This is a genomic window from Enterobacter cloacae complex sp. ESBL7 (assembly GCF_041679625.1).
Taxonomy (GTDB): domain Bacteria; phylum Pseudomonadota; class Gammaproteobacteria; order Enterobacterales; family Enterobacteriaceae; genus Enterobacter; species Enterobacter asburiae_B.
The window spans coordinates 52,282-68,473 of sequence record NZ_JBGORN010000003.1 but is presented as its reverse complement, the minus strand read 5'-3'; the positions used below and the strand labels follow the sequence as shown (position 1 = coordinate 68,473).

At 55.7% G+C, this 16,192-nt stretch carries 13 protein-coding genes and 2 pseudogenes; 9 read left to right on the top strand and 6 right to left on the bottom strand.

Annotation, left to right across the window (positions count from 1 at the left end):
- From ACERY3_RS13650 to ACERY3_RS13630, 5 genes and pseudogenes are all read left to right on the top strand, one after another.
- On the top strand, nt 1-1,083 hold the full coding sequence (locus ACERY3_RS13650; protein WP_373225852.1) for a baseplate J/gp47 family protein: 1,083 nt from the start codon (nt 1-3) through the stop codon (nt 1,081-1,083).
- Between the two features lies 1 nt (nt 1,084).
- A complete protein-coding gene (locus tag ACERY3_RS13645) occupies nt 1,085-1,669 on the top strand; it encodes a YmfQ family protein (protein WP_373225851.1) in 585 nt (194 codons plus the stop codon).
- Nucleotides 1,670-1,989: 320 nt separating this feature from the next.
- Nucleotides 1,990-2,670 (top strand): annotated as a pseudogene (locus ACERY3_RS13640) (phage tail protein); the annotation flags it as partial.
- Complete coding sequence (locus ACERY3_RS13635) at nt 2,667-3,428, top strand: macro domain-containing protein (RefSeq protein WP_373225850.1); 762 nt, start codon at nt 2,667-2,669, stop codon at nt 3,426-3,428. The pseudogene ACERY3_RS13640 and the gene ACERY3_RS13635, both read left to right, overlap by 4 nt.
- Nucleotides 3,425-4,003, top strand: a complete 579-nt coding sequence (locus tag ACERY3_RS13630; RefSeq protein ID WP_373225849.1) for a tail fiber assembly protein — start codon at nt 3,425-3,427, stop codon at nt 4,001-4,003. The genes ACERY3_RS13635 and ACERY3_RS13630 overlap by 4 nt, the downstream gene beginning before the upstream one ends.
- Nucleotides 4,004-4,309: 306 nt before the next feature.
- Here the strand turns inward: ACERY3_RS13630 and ACERY3_RS13625 are convergent, their stop codons facing one another.
- The gene (locus ACERY3_RS13625; protein ID WP_373225848.1) at nt 4,310-4,837 is read right to left on the bottom strand and encodes a DapH/DapD/GlmU-related protein; all 528 of its coding nucleotides are present in this window, start codon (nt 4,835-4,837) and stop codon (nt 4,310-4,312) included.
- A 119-nt stretch (nt 4,838-4,956) separates the two neighbouring features.
- Between ACERY3_RS13625 and ACERY3_RS13620 the strand changes: the two genes are divergently transcribed.
- Entirely contained in the window at nt 4,957-5,736 is a 780-nt protein-coding gene (locus ACERY3_RS13620) for a DNA adenine methylase (protein WP_373225847.1), read from the top strand.
- Nucleotides 5,737-5,751: 15 nt separating this feature from the next.
- On the opposite strand, the gene ACERY3_RS13615 is transcribed toward ACERY3_RS13620, so the two are convergent.
- The 5 genes and pseudogenes from ACERY3_RS13615 to thpR all read right to left on the bottom strand — a co-directional run bounded on the left by ACERY3_RS13615 (nt 5,752) and on the right by thpR (nt 8,475).
- The gene (locus ACERY3_RS13615; protein ID WP_373225846.1) at nt 5,752-5,988 is read right to left on the bottom strand and encodes a hypothetical protein; all 237 of its coding nucleotides are present in this window, start codon (nt 5,986-5,988) and stop codon (nt 5,752-5,754) included.
- Nucleotides 5,989-6,223: 235 nt separating this feature from the next.
- Nucleotides 6,224-6,535 (bottom strand): annotated as a pseudogene (locus tag ACERY3_RS13610) (glutamate--tRNA ligase family protein); the annotation flags it as partial.
- A gap of 59 nt (nt 6,536-6,594) precedes the next feature.
- The gene (gene dksA / locus ACERY3_RS13605; protein ID WP_001155232.1) at nt 6,595-7,050 is read right to left on the bottom strand and encodes an RNA polymerase-binding protein DksA; all 456 of its coding nucleotides are present in this window, start codon (nt 7,048-7,050) and stop codon (nt 6,595-6,597) included.
- A 176-nt stretch (nt 7,051-7,226) separates the two neighbouring features.
- Nucleotides 7,227-7,931, bottom strand: coding sequence for a DNA/RNA nuclease SfsA (sfsA, locus tag ACERY3_RS13600; RefSeq protein ID WP_039260626.1), 705 nt, complete (start codon nt 7,929-7,931; stop codon nt 7,227-7,229).
- Entirely contained in the window at nt 7,921-8,475 is a 555-nt protein-coding gene (gene thpR / locus ACERY3_RS13595; protein ID WP_373225845.1) for an RNA 2',3'-cyclic phosphodiesterase, read from the bottom strand. Before thpR ends, sfsA begins: the two co-directional genes overlap by 11 nt.
- A gap of 73 nt (nt 8,476-8,548) precedes the next feature.
- Between thpR and hrpB the strand changes: the two genes are divergently transcribed.
- The 3 genes from hrpB to fhuA all read left to right on the top strand — a co-directional run bounded on the left by hrpB (nt 8,549) and on the right by fhuA (nt 16,164).
- Nucleotides 8,549-10,966 carry an ATP-dependent helicase HrpB gene (hrpB, locus tag ACERY3_RS13590; RefSeq protein ID WP_373225844.1) on the top strand — a complete coding sequence of 806 codons (2,418 nt, stop codon included), beginning with the start codon at nt 8,549-8,551 and terminating at the stop codon, nt 10,964-10,966.
- 188 nt (nt 10,967-11,154) lie between these two features.
- Nucleotides 11,155-13,680, top strand: a complete 2,526-nt coding sequence (gene mrcB / locus ACERY3_RS13585; protein ID WP_033144661.1) for a bifunctional glycosyl transferase/transpeptidase — start codon at nt 11,155-11,157, stop codon at nt 13,678-13,680.
- A 234-nt stretch (nt 13,681-13,914) separates the two neighbouring features.
- On the top strand, nt 13,915-16,164 hold the full coding sequence (gene fhuA, locus ACERY3_RS13580; RefSeq protein ID WP_319876596.1) for a ferrichrome porin FhuA: 2,250 nt from the start codon (nt 13,915-13,917) through the stop codon (nt 16,162-16,164).
- Nucleotides 16,165-16,192 lie beyond the last annotated feature (28 nt).

Here is a 16,192-nt window from a genome sequence, read left to right as displayed (position 1 = left end):
ATGCCTCTGATTATTCCTTCTCAGGAACAGTTGCTTGACCAGTATCTTGAGGTACTGAAAAACCAGCAACCTGATGCTGACACGGCTGACGACAGTGACCACGTCATCCGCGGCAACGCCACGTCGGACATGGTCGGCGGTCTGTACCAGTATATGGCGTGGGTGCTTCGCCAGATGTTCCCGGACACCGCCGACGACGATTATCTGTTGATACACGCCGCCCAGCGCGGACTTTACCCCAAACAGCCGACACCGGCAGGCGGTAGCGCCACCCTTTCCGGGACGCCCGGACTGGCCTTTTCTGCGGGTCTGACGTTTCGCGTCATGGGGAATGACACGCTCTACCAGACCACCGATGACGGAGCGCTGGACGGTGACGGCAAGGCTACCGTGGGTGCGCGCGCCACCTCGTCCGGCACCGCCGGGAATATCGCGGACGTTTCGTCTGTCAGCGCGGTGCTAACCTCACCGCCCTCCGGTATGGACAGTGCGGTGCAGCTTGTCAGCATGGCCGGGGGGACGGATAAGGAAACGCCAGCCGCGCTGCTGGATCGTCTGCTGGACGTGATGCGCCAGCCTCCTGCGGGCGGTAACGCGCACGATTATAAGGTATGGGCAATGTCTGTCGACGGCGTTGGGGGTGCGTGGGTTGACCCGCTGAGGCGCGGTCTCGGCACGGTTGACGTGCTGATAACCGGCACGGACGGTCCGCCGTCACCGGATACCGTCAGTGCGGTGCAGGCGTATATCGACAGCGTCCGCCCGGTCACCGCAAAAGACTGCCATGTGCTGGCTCCTGCTGATCGCAGCGTCGACCTCAGTATTGCCGTGGATTTCAGCAGCGACACCACGCTTGATGCCGTCACGGCAGATGTGAAAACCGCCGTCAGTCTCTACTTTGATTCTCTGCTGCCGGGACAGATTGCTGTTCTGAGCCAGCTGGGCGCGCTGATTTCTGAAGTACCCGGACTCACGGACTACAAAATCCTTATTCCTGCCGTCAACGTCGTACCCGAGGTGGATGCCACCACGGTGGAATGGTTGCGTGCAGGGGCAGTCAACGTCAGCAAAATGGCGGCATAAGATGACCACAGACGAGTACCTGAACATGCTGGCGCTTCTGCTTCCTCCGGTCAGCTATAACCCGAAAGGCAGGAATATGCGGGCCGAACTGATGGCGGAAGCGACGTTGATCAGTCGGGCTGACAGGGCTGGCAGCAACATGCTGACCGCCATTAACCTGGCCTCCTGCGTGGATTTTCTGGCGGACTGGGAGCGTGTTTACGCGCTGACGCCGTCTCCGGGCGACACGCTCCAGCAGCGCCGCCAGCGCATTCTGGCCAAGATGTCAGAAACCGGCGGGCTGAGCCGGGCGTACTTCATTCAGCTGGCGAAAGCGCTGGGGTACGGCATCACCATTACCGAACCGGAACCGTTTCGCTGCGGGCGCAACCGCTGCGGCGACCGGCTGTGGACGCCGGACATTATCTGGGTGTGGATAGTGAAAATTGAATCGGGCGAAAAAATACCGGTGTACCGCTTCCGCTGTGGTGCGTCAGCGACCGGCGAACGTCTGACCTCCTTCGGGCGCAATTACCTTGAGGGGATATTCCAGGAATTAAAACCGGCCCACACGCAGGTGGTATTTGATTATTCAGAGAGCGCGTAAAGATGAAAGATATTATTAAGCCCGTAGACACCGATGATGGTTTATTTCACGACGGTGACCCGACCACTGAAACGGAGGGGACGATTGTTTACGCCCGTATCATGAATGATATTCAGGGTGCGACAATCGATCTCCAGACGGAGATGCAAAACGTCCTGGCGGACGCCGGAATTAAACCCGACCCGGCAAAAGAAAATCAGCTATTAACAGCCATTCAGAAAATTGTTACTGACGGCATCACCACCGGCGTTAAAGATGCCACCACTGCTGAAAAAGGTATCGTGCAACTCAGCAGCGCCACCGATAGTGACGATGAAACCCACGCCGCCACGCCGAAAGCGGTTAAAGCTGCGATGACGGCTGCCAGCTCAGCAGCCAGCAGCGCTTATCCTGTTGGCGCTCCTATTCCGTGGCCGTCGGACACTGTACCCAGTGGATTTGCCATGATGCAGGGGCAGACCTTCACGACGTCGACATACCCAAAACTTGCTGCGGCTTATCCATCCGGTGTTATCCCGGATATGCGCGGCCAGACCATCAAAGGGAAACCCGCCTCTGGTCGTGCCGTTCTGTCACTGGAGCAGGACGGTATCAAGTCACATGGACACACGGCAACAGCAGCGGCAACCGACCTCGGCACCAAAGCGACAACGTCTTTTGATTACGGCACCAAGACATCAAGTGCGTTTGATCACGGAACCAAAACGACAAATACCACAGGGGCGCATACACATACTTATAATGCGCCAAGCTATCCGCGAGGAAATGGAGCGGACGGTAGTACCTTCATTCTTACATCAGCATCAGCAACAACTTCATCAGCAGGGGATCATGCGCACACCGTTGCTATTGGTGCCCATAGCCACACCGTCGCCATCGGCGCGCATTCCCATAACGTCGTTATCGGCTCCCATAGTCATACCGTTACAGTGAATGCCGCCGGTAACGCTGAAAACACCGTTAAAAACATCGCACTTAACTATATTGTGAGGCTCGCATGATTAAGCTGATTCTTTCTGCCCCCGTTCCAGCAATGACTTCTGCATTTGAAACTTTTTTTGCCGATATTGAGGGGGTTGAAATCGTTCGCGCGCCCTTTGAAACCATCCCTGAATTTGACTGCATGGTCAGCGCAGCTAACAGCTTCGGTCTGATGGATGGCGGCGTTGATGCGGATATCACCGCATTTTATGGCACACAGCTGCAGACGCGCGTTCAGCAGCATATCCTGCGCGATTATCTGGGAGAGCAGCCGGTCGGTACGGCCTTCGTGATTGCCTCCGGAGACAGCAAACACCCGTTTCTTGTCCATGCCCCAACAATGCGGGTTCCGAAAGTCATCAGCGGCACCGATACCGTGTATCAGGCCACGTGGGCAGCATTACTGGCTATCCACCTTCACAACCTGTCAGCCAGCCAAAGCGAACAAATCAGAACGGTGGTCTTCCCGGCGATGGGGGCTGGATGCGGTCAGGTTCCGCCGGACCGTGTCGCGAAGCAAATGCGGCTTGCCTGGCTGAACTTTAACAAACAGCCGTCGGCAATCGACTGGCGCTACGCCTCCAGCCGCGAGGCACAGGTATTCAACACATCGGCATATTGCCCGCCAGACATTCACTGCCGAAACGCTGATACGCGCTATATCGGTCAGGGTGACTACAGGACAACCTGCTTACTCACTGGCGCAGCATGTACCAGCCCGCAGCATCAGGCACTGAAAATAGAAACCGGTTCACACCATCACGGAGTCCAGAAATGACATTCAAAATGAGCGAAGTATCTCAGACTATTACCATTTATAACCTTCGTGCCGATACGCTGGAATTTATCGGCGCAGGGGATGCTTATATTCCGCCGCACACCGGACTCCCGGCGAACAGCACCGATATCAAGCCACCGGCAGTACCAGCGGGCAGCGTTGCCGTATTCAACACCGAAAAAGCCACCTGGTCATTAATTGAAGACCATCGCGGTAAAACCGTATTTGATATCACAACAGGTAATGCCGTATTTATCAACCTGCTCGGACCACTGCCGGAAACTACCACCTCTCTAGCACCCGATGGGCCGTATATGAAATGGGATGGCAACAAGTGGGTGAAAGACGATGCGGCAGAGCAAGCCGCCATCATTGTTGACGCACAAAATAAAAAATCCAGCCTGATGCAGGAAGCTAATAACACAATCGCGCTTTTGCAGGACGCCGTAGATCTGGATATGGCTACCGATGACGACATTCAGTCATTGACGGCGTGGAAAAAGTATCGTGTGCTACTGAGCAGGGTTAACCCAGAGGATGCGCCGGATATCGACTGGCCAGCGAAGCCGGAATAAAGGCGGCTGTACTCACGGCGCAATACCAATTATTGAACCTCCCGGAGAATAAATTATGCAGCTTAAAAAATTTTAGATCGCGCGTGTCTACGATGAGGGGCATTTTGTTGGGCTTGGTGTGGCAGTAGATGGCGTATTGCTTGACGGCTCTACTTCAGCAACGGTATTTACAACAGTTGATGGGCCATCAAAACTCAGTGTTGAGTTTGTTCTGGGGCTAAATGGTCAGGATGAGTTAGGAAATAGCATCAGAATTGATGTCAACTTAGATTATACCAGAATGGCTAACATCGTCGTTTTATCTTGCTATCTGTTTATATCGAATCGTTTTTTTAGAATTGCAGGGGCTCCAGCAAACAATACATTATCTGGCACATCCGTCGTAACGACGCTGTTTGCAGCAATAACGCTGTTTGTTCCTATGGTTACTCCAGGAAGGACAGTGCAGTTTGCGCCAATCCACACGTTTTCCCCTATGCAAATAGGGGCAATAATATTATCTGAATGCCTGTGTTCAGGGTTGGCATGATGGGTGACGGTTGAGAGGGTGACATTTGGCCCAATCATCGAATTGTTTTTTATGATTATTTCTGCACTATCCAGGAAGGTACAATTTGCGTTTATAAATACATTTTTGCACACCTTAATCCTACCGAACTCAAAGTAGAGGTTATCTGCAATGGTGCTGCTTAAGTCTATGAATACACCGGCCCTATTCAGGAGCTTGAATTTTTTCTTTTTAGACAGAAATGAAGTGTTGAGTATGTGTCTCGCCATCCTTGGGCAAGCCTTTGTTTTTAATGAGTATATGAAATATCTTATATGATTAATCATTAACAATACACCTACTCTTGGTTGTTTGAATTTTTATATAGCCTTACGCATTTTCAGCACGAGTATCTCTGGTCGTCAATGTTTTCATTCACTGAAGTTCAGAAACAGGAAGGGGCAATATGAATTATCAGTCTGCATTACCTGTCATACCGTGGGTTGGTGGCAAGCGTAAGCTGGCCAGAACGATACTCCCGTTATTTCCTGAGCATACCTGTTATGTTGAGCCTTTCTGCGGCGGTGCAGCTCTGTTTTTTATGAAGTCCCCATCGAATGTGGAAGTCCTGAACGATATCAACAGCGATATCGTGAACCTGTACCGCGTCGTACAGAACCATTTGGAAGAGTTTATCAAGCAGTTTAAATGGGCTTTAACGAGCCGTGAAATATTCACCTGGGCGAAAGATACGCCACCGGAAACGCTGACCGATATTCAGCGTGCTGCCCGCTTTTATTACTTACAAAAACTCTCATTCGGGGCAAGGTCAGACAGCCGTTCGTTCGGCACCAGTGCGACCAGCCCCAGCAGTCTCAACTTGATACGCCTGGAAGAGACAATATCCGATGCTTGGCTGCGTCTGCAGCGGGTGACGATTGAGCATCTGGACTGGCAGGAGTGCATTCGGCGCTATGACCGCCCCGGCACGCTCTTTTATCTCGATCCGCCGTACTGGAAAACGCAGGGCTACGGCGTGCCGTTTGGCATCGAGCAGTATCAGTTTATGGCTGAAACCGTGCGGGGTATTAAGGGGAAAGCGATTATTTCAGTGAACGACCACCCGGACATGCGGGCGGTGTTTGACGGTCTGGATATTCGCAGCACCAGTACCACTTACTCGGTTGGCGGTAATAACGGCCACAGGGCGGCAGAGCTGCTTATCTGTAACTTTACCCCGACCTGACCATTAGCGCCGGGGTTACAGCGCCGTAACCCCGGCCTGAGTCAGCATATAGTGACCCCAGTGCGTTTTCTTAAGATATCCGGCCAGCTCCATCTGGGTAACGATGAATTCTGCGTTGCCCAGTTCTACGCCAGCGTAATCGGCCAGATCGTGCAGCGGCCATGTGCTGCGAATACCGGCCCGGACCATTGAGTCTCTAATGCAACGTGCGGTGTCGGTCATCGGGCGGGTTTTGGCGGTCTGGATGGTCATTTTGTGCTTCCTGTAGCGTTGTCTTTGTTGGGTCAGACACTAACTCTGGTTGCGACATCCATCCAGTCCAGTCTGGCGAAAACACAGCGACATGCATCACGAATCTGCTCTCAGGAAAATTGTTGGCTGTTACTTGTTACGTTCAATTCTGCACAGTGCGAAATAGCTGTTTTATTGATTGCCGCGTAGTGCGTAATTTACTGCAAAATAGTGCGGAATTTTTCGCCGCGCTACAGGTGCAGGTGCAGTTATAGGAAAGCCCCCGATCGCGAAGCCAGGCCAGACGTTCCCGATAGGCATCGTGACGTTTTGACTGCCAGAGCACCTCGTCATCCCAGTGAAGACCGTAATGTTCCAGCTGACGCAGAATAGTGTCTGCAGCACCGGGAACTTCACGCGGGGGATCAATATCTTCAATGCGGACAAGCCATTTTCCCAGGCGGGCGCGAGCCTGCAGGTAGCTGCCGAGCGCGGCAATCAATGAGCCGAAGTGTAATTCACCGGAAGGAGATGGCGCGAAGCGCCCAATATAGTGTGATTCAGACATATCAACAGTAACAAGGCGGGAGAGACTCCCGCCTTTGGAGTGTGTAAACAGCGCTGGTATTAACCGGCCATCTGTTTTTCGCGGATTTCGGCCAGCGTTTTACAGTCGATGCACAGATCGGCGGTTGGACGCGCTTCCAGGCGACGAATACCGATTTCAACACCGCAGGATTCGCAGTAGCCAAAATCTTCGTCTTCGACTTTTTTCAGCGTTTTCTCGATCTTTTTGATCAGTTTGCGTTCGCGGTCACGGTTACGCAGTTCGAGGCTGAACTCTTCTTCCTGAGCGGCACGGTCTACCGGATCCGGGAAGTTGGCAGCTTCATCCTGCATATGAGTAACGGTGCGATCGACTTCATCCCTGAGTTGATTACGCCATGCTTCAAGAATACGCTTGAAGTGCGACAGCTGGGCTTCGTTCATATACTCTTCGCCCGGCTTCTCTTGATACGGCTCCACCCCAGCGATGGCGAGAATACTCAGGGACGATGTTTTACGGTTTTGCCCTTCTTGCATGTTGCTTCTCCTTAACACGCACTATCGATCCCCGTGTTGGGGGAAAAATCAGGTCGCTATAAATAGCAGATGCTTTTCCGTAAGGCAATTATCTAAACGTAACACTTGACAAGCCTGTGAGGAAAAGCGTATTTGCGCACGCGGCCAGAACACTTATTCGACAATCGTCTAATCCCTTACAAGACAATGGGAAGAGAGGATCTCAGAGTCATATTATCGGCAGAAAGTTCCGCTTTATAAGCGAAAACCTCTACCCCCTGCTTTTGTGCCTCATTCAACAATTGCGCGTATTTAGGATCAATATGGCGGGCAGGGGAGAAACGTTCAATGGCTGAATGCAACACCGCAAACAGCAATACGGCGCGTTTGCCCGCCGCCGCAACACTCATTAGCTCTCGCAGATGCTTCTGGCCACGCAGCGTTACCGCATCCGGGAAGTAGCCATTTTCCTGTTCCGCTAACGTCACTGATTTTACTTCAATATAGCACTCGGGCCTGTCTTCCGCCTGTAACATGAAGTCAATTCTGCTGCCTTCATCGCCATATTTCACTTCACTTTTATGCGTGCCATATCCCACCAGTTCGGGAATGGCGCCAAGGGTCAGCGCTTCCTTAACCAGCTGATTTGCGCGCTGGGTATTAACGCAAATAAATGCCCCGTTTTGGGTTTCGGTCACTTCCCAGGTATGGGCATATTTGCGTTTACTATTTTCTGATGTGGAATACCAGACCCTGTCACCCGGCGTCGCACACCCCGTCATGGCGCCGGTATTGGGGCAGTGCAGGGTGAGCTGAACCCCTTCGGGGGTGATCACGTCGGCGAGGAAGCGTTTGTAGCGCTGGATAAGCGTAGCGTGCTGCAGGGGAGGACTAAACTTCATCAGAATTCCTTTCGGTATTGCCCAGCGTCCAGCGCTGTAGCGGCGTATAGCGGGTGCGTCCCTGTGTAAAGACGGATTCGTAAAGCGCGAATGCGTTGACCGGAAAGGCCCAGTGAAAACCCGGCGGCGGGATGGCAACGGCCTGACCGGCATCGCGCAGCAGCGTGATATGTGGATGAAACGGCTGTGGGCTCTGATAACAGCCGCTGCGCGCCGCCTGGGCGCGCAGCATATTCGCCAGCTGTAACAATCCGCGCGGCGGCTGGCGCGTTCCCAGCCACACCACGCGCGAACGCGGCCACTGGCCCGCGTCGTCGAGGTGCAGCGTAAATTCCGGCTGGGCAATACGCCCGGCCATTGCGGCTAATGCCCGCTGTTTTTCGGCACTGACGTCGCCCAAAAAGGCCAGCGTCAGGTGCAGGTTGGCCGCCGCGACAGGGCGGCCCGCTTCCGGCGAAAAGCAATCGGCGCGCCAGCGAACAATTTGACGCTGTATGGTGGTGGGCAATTCAATGGCAAAAAACAGCCGTTTCGACTCAGGCATACGGAGGACTCGGTAATGATATGCGCCGATGCTACAATGTACGCCGACTAATGTTAACCCTCTGGAGCTGTTAGTGTCCTCATTGCCGGTCGCCGTCATTCTTCCTGAGCTTCTCGCTGCCTTACACCATGCCCCACAGGTTTTGCTGAATGCCCCAACGGGCGCGGGCAAGTCCACCTGGCTGCCGCTGCAGATTCTGAAAGACGGAAATATCCGCGGGAAAATTATCCTGCTGGAGCCGCGCAGGCTGGCCGCGCGCAACGTGGCTCAGCGTCTGGCGGAGCTGCTGAATGAAAAACCGGGCGAAACGGTAGGTTACAGGATGCGTGCCGAGACCTGCGTTGGCCCGGCAACGCGTCTTGAAGTGGTCACCGAGGGTATTCTCACCCGCATGCTGCAAAACGATCCGGAGTTGACCGGCGTCGGGCTGGTGATCCTCGATGAATTCCACGAGCGCAGCCTGCAGGCGGATCTGGCCCTCGCGCTGTTGCTGGACGTGCAGCAGGGGCTACGCGACGATCTCAGGCTGCTTATTATGTCGGCCACGCTGGATAACGAGCGGCTACGACAGGCGTTACCCGATGCGCCGGTCATCAGCTCAGAGGGGCGGGCGTTTCCGGTTGAACGCCGCTATCAGCCGCTTCCCTCCCACCAGCGTTTTGACGAGGCCGTCGCCATTGCCACCGCTGAGCTGCTGCGCCAGGAAGCCGGTTCCCTGCTGCTGTTTTTACCCGGCGTGGGCGAAATCCAGCGCGTGCAGGAGCAGCTTTCTACCCGGGTAGGCGGCGACGCGCTGCTTTGCCCGCTCTACGGCGCGTTGTCGCTACAGGATCAGCGTAAAGCGATCCTTCCCGCGCCGGCGGGGCAGCGCAAGGTGGTGCTGGCAACCAACATTGCTGAAACCAGTTTGACCATTGAAGGGATTCGCCTGGTGGTGGATAGCGCGCAGGAGAGAGTGGCAAGCTTTGACCCTCGTACCGGGTTGACTAAACTCCTGACGCAGCGCATCAGCCAGGCGTCGATGGTGCAGCGCGCGGGCCGTGCGGGGCGTCTTGAGCCGGGCATCTGCCTGCATTTGACCAGCGCGGAGCAGGCTGAACGCGCTGCACAGCAAAGCACGCCGGAAATTTTACAAAGCGATTTGTCTGGTCTGGTGATGGATCTGCTCCAGTGGGGCTGTCCGAACCCTGAGCAGCTCACCTGGCTTAATCCTCCTCCTGTCGTAAACCTCACCGCTGCACGCACGTTGCTGACCCAGCTCGGCGCGCTGGAAGGCGAGCGTCTGACGGCGCGCGGCCAGAAAATGGCGGCGCTGGGCAATGATCCGCGTCTGGCCGCGATGCTGGTGGCCGCGCAAGGGGATGATGAAATTGCCACGGCGGCAAAACTGGCGGCTATTCTTGAGGAGCCGCCTCGCGGTGGCAGCAGCGATCTGGGGCAGGCGTTTTCGCGCAGTCAGGGGAACTGGCAGCAGCGGGCGCAGCAGCTGGGCAAACGCCTGAATAGCCGGGGAGGTGCGCCTGACAGCGATAAGATTGCCTTCCTGCTGGCCCAGGCTTTCCCGGACAGGATCGCGCGTCGGCGCGGGCTGGATGGTCGCTACCAGCTGGCAAACGGCATGGGAGCGATGCTGGACAGCGATGATGCGCTGACGCGTCACGAATGGCTGATCGCCCCGCTGTTGCTGCAGGGCAGCCATTCTCCGGATGCGCGTATCCTGCTGGCGATAGCCGTAGATATTGACGCCCTGACGCGTGCCTGTCCGCAGCTGCTTCAGCAATCTGATACCGTGGAATGGGATGACGCCCAGGGCACGCTGAAGGCCTTTCGTCGCAGCCAGATTGGCAAGTTGACGCTTGGGACGAAGCCGTCGGAAGACGAGCTTCATCAGGCGATGCTGAACGGAATTCGGGAAAAAGGGCTGAGCGCCCTGAACTGGACGCCGGAAGCGGAGCAGTACCGCATTCGTCTGCACTGCGCCGCGAAGTGGCTACCGGAATACGGTTGGCCTGCGGTGGATGACGAGACGCTGCTCGCTACGCTTGAGCGCTGGCTACTGCCGCAAATGAGCGGCGTACACTCTCTGCGAGCCCTTAAGGCGCTTGATGTTAAGACCGCGTTACAGAATTTACTGGACTGGTCATTACGTCAACGTCTGGATAGTGAACTGCCAGGGCATTACACTGTGCCGACCGGAAGCCGGATTGCCGTCCGTTATCATGAGGATAATCCGCCGGCGCTGGCGGTTCGGATGCAGGAGATGTTTGGTGAAGCCACCACGCCGTCCATTGCGGAAGGGCGTGTGCCGTTAGTGCTTGAGCTGCTGTCGCCTGCGCATCGTCCATTACAAATCACCCGAGATCTGGGGGCGTTCTGGGCGGGAAGCTACCGTGAAGTGCAGAAAGAGATGAAGGGGCGATATCCCAAACATGTCTGGCCGGACGATCCGGCGAATACGGCGCCGACGCGGCGAACGAAGAAATATTCGTAGGTTAGGTGAAAGAGGGAGTGCGGCCTGATGCCCTCACCTCGGCCCTCTCCCACGGGGAGAGGGAGAAAACACTAAAGACTTTCCTGACAGGAAAGTCTTGCTGTTTATTTTGAGAGATTTCTTCTTTCACAGGCCTGTGAAAGAAAAGAAAATCTGGCCTTTGCGCCTGAAAGTTGCGGAGAAAAAGCATGGCGGGGAATGACCGCGAGCCAATAGGACGTAAGGGAAAACCAACGCGTCCGGCGAAAGAAAAGGTAAGCCGTCGTCGCCTCAGAGATGAGGACTATGACGATGACTATGAAGACGATTATGAGGATGAAGAACCGATGCCGCGTAATGGAAAAGGCAAAGGGCGTAAGCCTCGGGGCAAACGCGGCTGGTTCTGGCTGCTGCTGAAGCTGTTTATTGTTTTTGTCGTCCTGATGGCGATTTACGGCGTGTATCTGGATCAGAAGATCCGTAGCCGTATCGACGGTAAAGTCTGGCAGCTCCCTGCGGCAGTGTATGGCCGTATGGTGAACCTTGAGCCAGATATGTCCATCACCAAGAACGAGATGGTCAAACTGCTGGAAGCCACCCAGTATCGTCAGGTGTCAAAAATGACGCGGCCTGGCGAATTTACCGTGCAGTCCAACAGCATTGAGATGATCCGTCGTCCGTTTGATTTCCCGGACAGCAAAGAGGGGCAGGTGCGCGCGCGTCTGACCTTTGACGGCGATCGTCTGGACACCATCGAGAACATGGATAACAACCGTCAGTTCGGTTTCTTCCGTCTCGATCCGCGTCTGATCACCATGCTTTCGTCAGCAAACGGCGAGCAGCGCCTGTTCGTGGCGCGTAACGGCTTCCCGGATCTGCTGGTAGATACCCTGCTGGCAACCGAAGACCGTCACTTCTACGAGCACGATGGCATCAGCCTCTACTCGATTGGCCGTGCGGTACTGGCTAACCTGACTGCCGGTCGCACCGTGCAGGGAGCGAGTACGCTGACCCAGCAGCTGGTGAAAAACCTGTTCCTCTCCAGCGAACGCTCTTACTGGCGTAAAGCGAACGAAGCCTACATGGCCGTGCTGATGGATGCGCGCTACAGCAAGGATCGTATCCTTGAGCTGTACATGAACGAGGTGTACCTTGGTCAGAGCGGCGATAACGAAATCCGCGGCTTCCCGCTGGCGAGTCTGTACTACTTTGGCCGCCCGGTGGAAGAGCTGAGCCTGGACCAGCAGGCGCTGCTGGTGGGCATGGTGAAAGGGGCGTCCATTTATAACCCGTGGCGTAACCCGAAACTGGCGCTGGAGCGTCGTAACCTCGTTCTGCGTCTGCTGCAACAGCAGCAGGTGATTGACCAGGAGCTGTACGACATGCTGAGCGCGCGTCCGCTCGGCGTTCAGCCGCGCGGCGGCGTGATTTCGCCTCAGCCTGCGTTTATGCAGCTGGTGCGTCAGGAGCTGCAAAGCAAGCTCGGTGATAAGGTCAAAGATCTCTCCGGCGTGAAGATCTTCACTACCTTTGACTCCGTGGCGCAGGATGCGGCCGAAAAAGCGGCTGTGGAAGGCATTCCGGCACTGAAGAAACAGCGTAAGCTCTCCGATCTGGAAACCGCGATGGTGGTGGTTGACCGTAACACTGGCGAAGTGCGCGCGATGGTGGGCGGTGCCGAGCCGCAGTTTGCGGGCTACAACCGCGCCATGCAGGCGCGTCGCTCAATCGGCTCTCTGGCAAAACCGGCAACCTACCTCACAGCCCTGAGCCAGCCAAATCAGTATCGCCTGAACACCTGGATTGCGGATGCGCCGATCTCCCTGCGCCAGCCTAACGGCCAGGTCTGGTCACCGCAGAACGATGATAAACAGTTCAGCGGCCAGGTCATGCTGGTGGATGCGTTGACCCGTTCCATGAACGTGCCAACGGTGAACCTGGGCATGTCGCTGGGACTGCCGGCGATTGTCGATACCTGGCAAAAACTGGGCGTGGCGAAAGATCAGCTGCATCCGGTGCCGGCGATGATCCTCGGTGCGCTTAACCTGACGCCGATCGAAGTGGCGCAGGCGTTCCAGACCATTGCCAGCGGGGGCAACCGCGCGCCGCTGTCTGCCCTGCGCTCAGTGATTGCCGAAGATGGTTCCGTGCTGTATCAGAGCTTCCCGCAGGCGGAGCGTGCCGTTCCCGCTCAGGCCGCCTATATGACGCTGTGGACGATGCAGCAGGTCGTGCAGCGCGGTACCGGCCGTCAGCTGGGCGCGAAGTATCCGGGTCTGCATCTTGCGGGCAAAACCGGGACCACCAACAACAACGTCGATACCTGGTTCGCCGGTATTGATGGCCGTGAAGTGGTGATCACCTGGGTAGGCCGCGACAACAACCAGCCGACCAAGCTGTACGGCGCGAGCGGGGCGATGTCGATTTACCAGCGCTATCTGGCGAATCAGTCTCCTGTGCCGCTGAATCTGGTTGCGCCGGAAGATATCGTCGATATGGGCGTAGACAGCTCCGGTAACTTCGTCTGCGGCGGCGGAATGCGTACGCTGCCTGTCTGGACCGCAAACCCGGACTCGCTGTGCCAGCAAAGCCAGCCAGAACAGCCAACGGGTAACCCGTTCGACCAGTCTTCTCAGCCACAGCAGCCGCAGCAGCAACAGCCGCAGCAGCAGAATGAGAAGAAAGACAGCGACGGTGTCGCGGGCTGGATTAAAGACATGTTCGGCGGTAACTAAGCTTTTAAAGCCCTCTTCCCTGGAAGGGGGCTTTTTTACCCGTAAACCTCATTTCGTTAACCCTCGCTTTAACTCTGATTAACCCTTCGTTTTCTCTTGATGATTTCTTAAACCCTTAATTCTCATAGGGCCGCTTACTGCTTGCTATGCAACCAGCGTTTCGCATATTATTCTGGCGCTCATAATAATAATTCTCGTTTACGTTATCATTCACTTTCACATCAGAGATTCAACATGGCGCTTTCCAATACTGCTCAGCCAATGAACACGTCGCTGCGTAAGCTCGCGGTCGTCGTCGCCACAGCGGTTGCCGGCATGTCTGCTTATGCTCACGCGGCCGAAACCCCGAAAAAAGAAGAAACCATTACGGTTACCGCAGCACCTGCGGCACAGGAAAGTGCCTGGGGGCCTGCTGCGACCATCGCCGCACGGCAATCCGCGACCGGAACCAAAACGGATACCCCTATTCAAAAGGTTCCGCAGTCTATTTCGGTAGTCACTGCCGAAGAGATGGCGCTGCATCAGCCGCGCTCGGTGAAAGAAGCCCTGAGCTACACGCCGGGCGTTGCGGTAGGCACGCGCGGCGCGTCTAACACCTATGACTATTTGATCATCCGCGGCTTCGCGGCCGATGGTCAGACGCAGAATAACTACCTCGACGGCATGAAAATGCAGGGGAACTTCTATAACGACGCGGTGATTGATCCTTATATGCTGGAGCGCGCCGAGATCATGCGCGGTCCGGTTTCCGTTCTGTACGGCAAAAGCAGCCCGGGCGGTTTGCTGAACATGGTCAGTAAGCGCCCAACAACCGAGCCGCTGAAAGAGATCCAGTTCAAAGTCGGCACGGATAGCCTGTTCCAGACCGGGTTTGACTTTAGCGATGCGATCGACGACGACGGCGTTTACTCTTATCGCTTAACGGGCGTTGCGCGTTCTAATAACGCTCAGCAGGAGCGTGCGGAAGAGCAGCGTTACGCCATCGCGCCATCGTTCTCCTGGCGTCCGGATGATAAAACCACCTTCACGTTCCTCTCCTACTTCCAGAACGAGCCTGAAACGGGCTACTACGGCTGGTTGCCAAAAGAGGGAACGGTTGAGCCGCTGCCGAACGGCGATCGTCTGCCGACGAACTTCAACGAAGGCGCGAAGAACAATACCTATTCCCGTAACCAGAAAATGGTGGGATACAGCTTCGACCACGAGTTCAACGATACCTTTACCGTGCGTCAGAACCTGCGCTTTGCCGAGAACAAAACCTCGCAAAACAGCGTATACGGTTATGGCGTCTGTACCGATCTGGCAAACAGCGGCAACAAACAGTGTGCCGCGTTAGCGCCATCGGACAAAGGCCATTATCTGGCGCGTAAATACGTTGTCGATAACGAAAAGCTGCAGAACTTTACCGTTGATACCCAGCTGCAGAGCAAATTCTCAACCGGCGAGGTGGACCACGTCCTGCTGACCGGCGTTGACTTTATGCGCATGCGGAATGACATCAACTCCTGGTTCGGTTACGACGACTCTGTTCCGCTGCTGGATCTCTACAACCCGGTGAACAGCGATTTTGATTTCGGCTCAAAAGATCCCGCGACCTCCGGCCCATATCAGATCCTCAACCGTCAGAAACAGACGGGGCTGTACGTTCAGGATCAGGCGCAGTGGGATAAAGTGCTGGTAACCCTGGGCGGCCGTTATGACTGGGCCGATCAGGAATCCTACAACCGCGTGACGAACACCACCTCCAAACGTGATGATACCCAGTTCACCTGGCGCGGTGGCGTTAACTATCTGTTTGATAACGGCGTAACTCCGTACTTTAGCTACAGCGAATCGTTTGAACCGGCTTCGCAGACCGATGCCCAGGGCAAGCTGTTCTCGCCGTCTAAAGGCAAACAGTACGAAGCGGGCGTGAAATACGTGCCGAACGATCGTCCGATCGTCGTCACCGGTGCGTTGTACCAGCTGACCAAAACCAACAACCTGATGGCGGACCCGGCGGGCTCCTTCTTCTCGGTTCAGGGCGGTGAAATCCGCGCGCGTGGCGTAGAACTGGAAGCGAAAGCGGCCCTGTCTGCAAGCGTCAACCTGGTGGGTTCTTATACCTACACCGATGCGGAATACACCACGGACACCACCTACAAAGGCAACACGCCTGCTCAGGTGCCAAAACACATGGCATCGTTGTGGGGTGATTACACCCTGTTTGACGGTGCGCTGTCGGGTCTGACGCTGGGTACCGGCGTGCGTTACACGGGCTCAAGCTATGGCGATCCGGCGAACTCCTTCAAGGTGGGCAGCTATACCGTTGTCGATGCGCTGGTCAGATACGATCTGGCACGCGTTGGCATGGCGGGCTCAAACGTGGCGCTGCACGTGAACAACCTGTTCGATCGTGAGTACGTTGCCAGCTGCTTCAATACCTACGGCTGCTTCTGGGGTGCTGAACGTCAGGTTGTTGCCACCGCGACCTTCCGCTTCTAATCTCTCTTCGGGCACGGTTCGCCGTGCC